Origin of the sequence: Staphylococcus sp. HMSC14D10, from assembly GCF_001808125.1 — a bacterium.
Taxonomy (GTDB): domain Bacteria; phylum Bacillota; class Bacilli; order Staphylococcales; family Staphylococcaceae; genus Staphylococcus; species Staphylococcus haemolyticus.
On record NZ_KV792266.1, the window covers coordinates 23,006 to 29,859 of the forward strand.

Annotated in this window: 7 protein-coding genes and 1 pseudogene; 1 reads left to right on the plus strand and 7 read right to left on the minus strand. The window is 31.8% G+C overall.

Annotation, left to right across the window (positions count from 1 at the left end):
* Positions 1-52 precede the first annotated feature (52 nt).
* From HMPREF3134_RS09320 to modA, 3 genes are read right to left on the minus strand one after another with little or no spacing between them, the layout of a single operon-like run.
* Entirely contained in the window at positions 53-658 is a 606-nt protein-coding gene (locus HMPREF3134_RS09320; protein WP_070442423.1) for an ATP-binding cassette domain-containing protein, read from the minus strand.
* Complete coding sequence (modB, locus tag HMPREF3134_RS09325; protein WP_070442426.1) at positions 659-1,330, minus strand: molybdate ABC transporter permease subunit; 672 nt, start codon at positions 1,328-1,330, stop codon at positions 659-661.
* Positions 1,331-1,342: 12 nt separating this feature from the next.
* Positions 1,343-2,137 (minus strand): molybdate ABC transporter substrate-binding protein, encoded by a 795-nt coding sequence (modA, locus tag HMPREF3134_RS09330; protein ID WP_070442429.1) that lies wholly within the window; start codon positions 2,135-2,137, stop codon positions 1,343-1,345.
* Between the two features lie 201 nt (positions 2,138-2,338).
* Between modA and fdhD the strand changes: the two genes are divergently transcribed.
* Positions 2,339-3,133, plus strand: coding sequence for a formate dehydrogenase accessory sulfurtransferase FdhD (fdhD, locus tag HMPREF3134_RS09335; protein WP_070442431.1), 795 nt, complete (start codon positions 2,339-2,341; stop codon positions 3,131-3,133).
* A 35-nt stretch (positions 3,134-3,168) separates the two neighbouring features.
* Here fdhD and HMPREF3134_RS09340 read toward each other — a convergent pair.
* From HMPREF3134_RS09340 to HMPREF3134_RS09355, 4 genes and pseudogenes are all read right to left on the minus strand, one after another.
* Positions 3,169-3,932, minus strand: a pseudogene (locus HMPREF3134_RS09340) (GNAT family N-acetyltransferase).
* A gap of 34 nt (positions 3,933-3,966) precedes the next feature.
* On the minus strand, positions 3,967-4,515 hold the full coding sequence (locus HMPREF3134_RS09345) for a biotin transporter BioY (RefSeq protein WP_070442434.1): 549 nt from the start codon (positions 4,513-4,515) through the stop codon (positions 3,967-3,969).
* A gap of 68 nt (positions 4,516-4,583) precedes the next feature.
* Positions 4,584-5,531, minus strand: a complete 948-nt coding sequence (locus tag HMPREF3134_RS09350; protein ID WP_070442438.1) for a nucleoside hydrolase — start codon at positions 5,529-5,531, stop codon at positions 4,584-4,586.
* A 107-nt stretch (positions 5,532-5,638) separates the two neighbouring features.
* Entirely contained in the window at positions 5,639-6,556 is a 918-nt protein-coding gene (locus HMPREF3134_RS09355) for an ABC transporter substrate-binding protein (protein ID WP_070442441.1), read from the minus strand.
* Between the last annotated feature and the right edge of the window lie 298 nt (positions 6,557-6,854).

Below are 6,854 nucleotides of genomic sequence, written 5' to 3' on the forward strand. Positions count from 1 at the left end.
AATTCTGCTATAACGCTAAAATTTTATAATTTTAATCCCAATCTATCTTTAATTAACCTATCTTAATAATTTTATCAGCCAATACTTCAGCTTCAAAATTAGAATGTGTGACAAAGATGATTGGTATTTTCCATTCTTTAAAAATACGTTTAATTAAATTTATTCCTTCATCTCTCGTTGCATCATCTAGACTTGAAAATGGCTCATCTAATAAAATCAAGTCTGGCTTTGTACTTAGTGTTCGAGCTAAAGCAACACGTTGAGATTCTCCACCAGAAAGTGTCGATGGATATTGCTCTTTTAGATAATGAATATTTAGACGATCCATTAAATCATCTATATGGACAGATGGTTTAGACATAAAAGTTATATTTTTGTAAACTGTCATATTAGGAAACAATTGGTAATCTTGGAATAAATAGCCAATTTTGCGATTTTGTATTTTCAGATTGACTTTATGCTCAGTATCAATAATCAGTCTGTCATTGACTTTGATATAGGCTTTATCTGGTGTTCTTAAACCTGCTATCATATTTAGCACTGTGGTTTTACCTATTCCAGAAGGCCCTCGGATTGCGTAAATTTTAGGGACTGTATCGTTAATGTTAATATCAATAAATGTCTTTTTTAATTGATATTGAAGCTTTAACTCTAACATCTACTCTACCTCCCTATATTTATCTTTATTCGTAAAATTCAATACACCAATTACCGTAATTGAAAATGCGACTAACACAAGCACCCATAACCAAGCTTGATTTTCTCTACCTTGTTCAACTAAGAAATAAATTTCAAGTGGTAACGTGTTAGTTTTATTGGGTACATAGCCTGCAACCATTAATGTTGCACCGAATTCACCTATTGCACGTGCAAAACTCATCATTATACCCGCTATAATTGAACGTTTAGATAGCGGTAAAATTAGACGATAGAATATTTTATTCTCACTTGCCCCCATGATGCGAGCAGTATTTAGCATTTTCGGGTTAATACTTCTAAATCCTTGAATAGTGTGTTGATACATTAACGGAAAACTAACAATGACAGATGCAATTACTGCACCTGTCATTGTGAATACTACTGGAAGATGTAGTATGTTTTCAAAAAATTGTCCTACAACACTTCTAGGAGAAAATATTATAAGTAAAATAAACCCTAGCACCGTAGGAGGTAGAACAATGGGTAATAATATAAAACTTTCAAGGAGTTTAGTAAGATGCCCTTTTCCTTTATAAAGCAACCGGCAAACAAAGATACCTAGTACTGATACAATAATGGTACTTATGACAGCCACTTGAATCGAAATCCAAAAAGGTGTAATGTCAGGCATACTTATTACCTCCTAAATTTCAAAATGATATTCTTTCAAGATATCTTTTGCTTTTTTAGATTTTAAGAAGTCCATCCACTCTTTTGCAAGTTTCTTATCTGAAGTAACACCTGCTTCGTAAGTGATTGGTTTTTTAAGTTCAGCTTCTTTAATTTCGTTTACTTTATCTGTTTTCTTTTTATCAGTATATAAATCAGTTTCATAAACAAAGCCCATTTCAGCGTTGCCTTTTTCAACATAATTTAATACTTGTTTAACATCTTTAGCGTAAACTAAATTATCTTTAACTTCACCGTATAAACCATGATCTTCTAAGTATTGTTTCGCATATTTACCTGCTGGAACTGTTTTAACTTCACCAATCGCTAATTTTTCATTATCTTGTAAATCTTTAACTGATGATTTATCGCTATTTTTATCTCCGACTAAGACAAGTTTGTTATGAGCGTATTTATATGCATCGTGTGCCTTGTCTTTGTCTTTTAACATATCAACATCTTTAGTATTTGCAGACATGAATACGTCAGCTGGAGCACCTTTTTCGATCTGTTGTCTTAATGCGCCTGAACCACCATAGTTAAAGCTTACATCAACATTTTTATGATCTTTTTTAAATTCTTTTTCTAATGCTTTACTAACATCACCTAAGCTCGCTGCTGCCGAAATTTGTAATTCTTGTTTTTTGTCATTATCTTTTTTACTAGAATCAGATGATTTATTGCCACTATCATTACTACCAGAATTTGAACATCCTGCTAAAATAATTACTAAAGTAGCAATCACTGCCATGAAATGTTTAATATTCATTTCTTAACCCCTTCCTTTTATACATTCAATTATACGCTATTCTTAATCTTTTGAAAGGTATAAATTATAAAAATCCACCTAATATCCATATTATTAAATACATTTAATATACTATTAATTATTTATATGTAATTTAAATCTTTTCAAATTGTGACTAAAAGTTTTAATATAGAATTACATATCCTTAAAGGAGAAATATAAATGAACAAAGATGTGTTACAGGGGCAATCTATTATCCGCTATGAAGATGGACAATTAATAAATACAACAGATAGTTATGTTACAGAATTTCCATTGACTATCAATGTAAACGGTACGGAATTCGCAACGGTTATTTGTAGCCCGACACATATGGAAGAACTTGTAGTTGGATTTTTAGCCTCAGAGGGAGCTATTTATAAAAACGAAGAAATAAAATCATTACAAATAGATGATAGCAAAGGCTTTGCACATGTAGAGTTAACTAAAGAGTTAGGCGATCGCTTTGAATACTCTACTAAACGCATGATTGCATCTTGTTGCGGAAAAAGTAGAGAATTTTACTTTCACAATGATGCGGCAATAGCTAAAACCTCAATGTCAAAAATAACATTAACTCCTAAACAAGTACTCAATATGATGACTGGATTACAAACTGCAAGTACATTATTTAAACAAACTGGTGGGTTGCACAATGCCGCCATTAGCGATGGTAATGAATTTTTCGAACATAGACAAGATATTGGTCGCCATAATGCTCTAGATAAACTATATGGGTTTTGTCTTGAAAGACGTATTCCTGTAAGAAATAAGGTGCTTATTTTTAGTGGACGTATTTCATCTGAAATATTATTAAAGGCGGCTAAAATAGGTGTAGGCGTTATATTATCTAAATCCGCACCTACGACTTTAGCTATTACATTAGCCAACGATTTAAATATTACTGCTATTGGCTTTATTAGAGATGGAAGTTTTAATGTTTATAGTCATCCTGAACGTATTAAAGCCACAGAGTAGTTGGAATAATTAGTTTAAACTACTCTGTGCCTTATTTAATTAACTTCTTCTTTAACTATGTGGTAAACAAAACTTTGATACGTATAACCTTGTTTTAAATACATATCTTTTGCTGTTTCTTCTCCATCAGCTACAAGTATAACTGGTCGTTCATTTGCTAAGTTACCTATGTATGCTTGTATTGTTGACCCAATACCTTGTCTTTGAAATTGCTCAATTACACCAAAACTATCAATTTCAATAGTTACGTCAGTAATAATAACATCAACAGTCCCTACTGGTTCATTTTCAACATAAGCAACTAATCGTTTTTTATTGTTTTTTTTTGTAGGATGGTTTGTCTTACATTATTAATACTTTCAATAGCAAATGGTTTACCATAAGGCAATGCAAATGAATAATAGATATTCAAATAATCTTCTATATTGCTTTCATCAACTTCTTTAATGTCTACATCATTTCTACTAGTTAACTGTGTTAATTCAGTTCCTTCTATAATATAGAATTCAAGTATGCCTAATTGAAAATCTCTATCTTTAATTGCATTTATCCACTCCTGGCTTAATCTTTCATTCTCTGGAAAAGTAAACGCTAAGTGATTTGAATCCTGTTTTTGATGCAGTTCATATTGAGAGGTCATATCCTTGAACCACTGATCTAATGTGGGCATTTCTTTATAAAACCACTTATTCGTATCATACTTAAGCGGTTCTGAAGGCGTTAAATAAATAATTTTCTGCTTATCTTCATGATATAAATGCCCATCTTGCGCAATATTATGTATTGATATATTTGACATAGCTATATTCACCCACCCTATTAGCTTGATAAATTTATTGTATCAAACTTTTAAACCGTGAATGATTTAAAAGAGTTACACCAATTAAACTTGCAATAATGGCTTTAATAATATCTCCAGGTATAAATGTAAATGACAATAAGAATGCTTTGCTTGCATGGATATTTATAATGAAGCCCATAATAATCGTACCCACGATATCTAAGAATAATACACCAATAACTAAAGTAGCGACTAATAATATCGCAAAGTTAATATTATTAAAGTATCGGTCTCTCACTAATCCTATACCAAATGCAACTACTGGATATAAGAATAAGAATCCTGCTGATGGTCCCGCAAATACTCCGATTCCTCCACGTCCACCAGATAGAACTGGTAAACCTGCAGCAGCTAATAGTAAAAAGACAATGATACTCAGTGTCCCATATTTTTTACCTAGAATAATACCTGCTAAAAATATGCCTATATTTTGTAAAACAATAGGTACTGGCATAATTGGAAGCGGGATTCCTGGTACCAATCCTAAAACACAAATAATTGCTGTCATTAAAGCTGTGTAAACTAAATTTCTTGTATTCATGTTGTATCCTCCTTCTACGAAAATGATTATACCACTAATGTAAACTTTATAAAATATAAAGTTTACATTTAAGAAGGAGAATCTACTTTTTTAGCTAAATCAGTAATATAATTAAAGAAGTCATCATGCTTAACATCAGTGACAACTTTGATAGAACGCCCACTTTCTTTAATAAATGTACGTCCTTGACTAGGCCCTTTAAATTCTACATCTACATTCAATGATTTATATTGAACTAAATCAGGTTTCCCTATATAAGCAGTGGTTAAGACATCCCATAAGAAGTATGTAGAATTTGTAATAAAGTGTGTCAAAGGCGGTACTGCAGCATAGCTAACACCTAAAAAATCTACACCTGGATATTGACGTTTATCAGCCCACATTTGTCGAATGTCTAATGTTAACGGAACTTTATTGGTGCTTTCTAAAGCTACCATATCTATCGCTATTTCACTATCAAATACTGTCTTAACCGCATCCGGATCCCAAAACGCATTCCACTCAGCTGTACCATCATGTTCAGGCTCTTCTACGTTACCTTTTTCGAGAAACGTTCCGCCCATCCAAACTAATTTTTCAATATTATTTTGAATGCCAGGTTCAATTTTAAGCGCTTTAGCCAAATCTGTTAGTGGTCCAGTAAATAGCAAAGTTACAGGTTCACTTGATTGACTTAATACTCTCATAATGTCCTCATACGCTTCTATATCACTGATGGTAGACTGTTTATTGGTAGTTGATTCATTTAATATGGGTAACGCATCCATAAAGAATGCATGCATTCTCCATTCTTTTGGAAAAGGATTAGCCCCACGTTCATAGGACGGCGCAACCTGTAAAGAATTATTAGAAAATCGATTTATAATTTTACATGAAGCGCTGACTGAAGGTTCTAAATAACAATCTGCTCCTATAGTACTAACACCTACTAATTCGATATCATCCATTTGTAATAATAAAAACAAAGATATTAAATCATCTACTCCACCATCGTGATTAAAATATACTTTACGCAAAAAGATTCCTCCTTACATACATTTGTAAATTTAAAAAAGCTACGACTACATTATATGTAATCATAGCTTAAATATCATAAATAATTGATTATAGTTTTTATATTTTATTATTTACTAGCTTTAAGTAACTTGTCTTTTAAATCTTTTCTCATAAAGTAAAGCGTATAAGGGTCATTATACCAGTATGTTTCAGCTTTAACTTCAATAACGTTATTATTTTTCACTGCAGGTAAATTTTTCCATATATTAGTTGTTTCATAACTTGGTTTAGATTTACCTTCACCAGTTGATACGATATAATCACCAGCTACGTCTTCAATTTTTTCTTGGCTTACTTCAGCCCAACCTTCTTTCTTAACTAAATCTTGTTGGCCTTTAGGCATTTTTAAATCAAAGGCTTGATATAATACTTCGCCCCCACGACCCCAGTTGTCGCCGTAAGTGTAAACTTTTTTATCAAATTCATCTAAGATAGAAACTGTTGAATCTTTACCAATTGCATCTTTGATTTCTTTTCCATCTTTTTCAGTTTGTTTCTTCCATTTGTCTTCCCATTTTTTAACTTCGTCTTCTTTACCCATAATCTTACCTAGCATTTCTTGTTGTTCTAAATATTTATGTTTTCCATAATCAACTACAATTGTTGGGGCAATTTTTTGATATTTTTTAATATTTTTATCAGTAGAGTAAACAATAATTAAATCAGGTTTTTTCTTAGCAACTTTCTCAACGTCAGCTTCACCAATTTTAGTCGTGTCTTTAAATTTATTTTTTAAAATTGGACTTTGATCAACTTGATTATTTACTGCAACAATATTTGCGCCTAATTTATGTAAACCACCCGCAAAAGTAGGTGCTACTACCGCAATACGTTTTGGATCTTTAGGGATTTTTATAGTTTTCCCACTATCTAATTTATATGATTTTGTTTCTTCTTTTGAATCGGATTTACCTGAACCACCATTATTACCACATGCAGCTAAAACGATGATTAGAACAAGTAAAGGTAAAATTAACTTTTTCATAACATCCTCCTATTGAAAACGATTATCAATTTCATCAAAAATTATATCCTACTACCTCTTTATTTACAATAAAAATTTTAATAATTTGTGAAATTAAAAAGAGGCTGAGACAAAATAAAATGTCTCAGCCTACTTTATCATTTTGTCAGTAGATGACTGATTTGAAAATGCGCTTGAATCAAGCTTTTTTCAAACCTAGTCATCCTTGACTGGTAGGCGGGGCCCTAAAAAAGAGAATTTCCTAAAGAAACTCTACAAGCTAAACAAGTTGGGGTTCGGGGCCCCAGCAAAGAGAATT

What these genes read in the sequence shown, in the direction of transcription:
- HMPREF3134_RS09320 (WP_070442423.1), bottom strand. Translation starts at nt 658, where the DNA reads ATGTTAGAGTTAAAGCTTCAATATCAATTAAAAAAGACATTTATTGAT.
- modB (WP_070442426.1), bottom strand. Translation starts at nt 1,330, where the DNA reads ATGCCTGACATTACACCTTTTTGGATTTCGATTCAAGTGGCTGTCATA.
- modA (WP_070442429.1), bottom strand. Translation starts at nt 2,137, where the DNA reads ATGAATATTAAACATTTCATGGCAGTGATTGCTACTTTAGTAATTATT.
- fdhD (WP_070442431.1), top strand. Translation starts at nt 2,339, where the DNA reads ATGAACAAAGATGTGTTACAGGGGCAATCTATTATCCGCTATGAAGAT.
- HMPREF3134_RS09345 (WP_070442434.1), bottom strand. Translation starts at nt 4,515, where the DNA reads ATGAATACAAGAAATTTAGTTTACACAGCTTTAATGACAGCAATTATT.
- HMPREF3134_RS09355 (WP_070442441.1), bottom strand. Translation starts at nt 6,556, where the DNA reads ATGAAAAAGTTAATTTTACCTTTACTTGTTCTAATCATCGTTTTAGCT.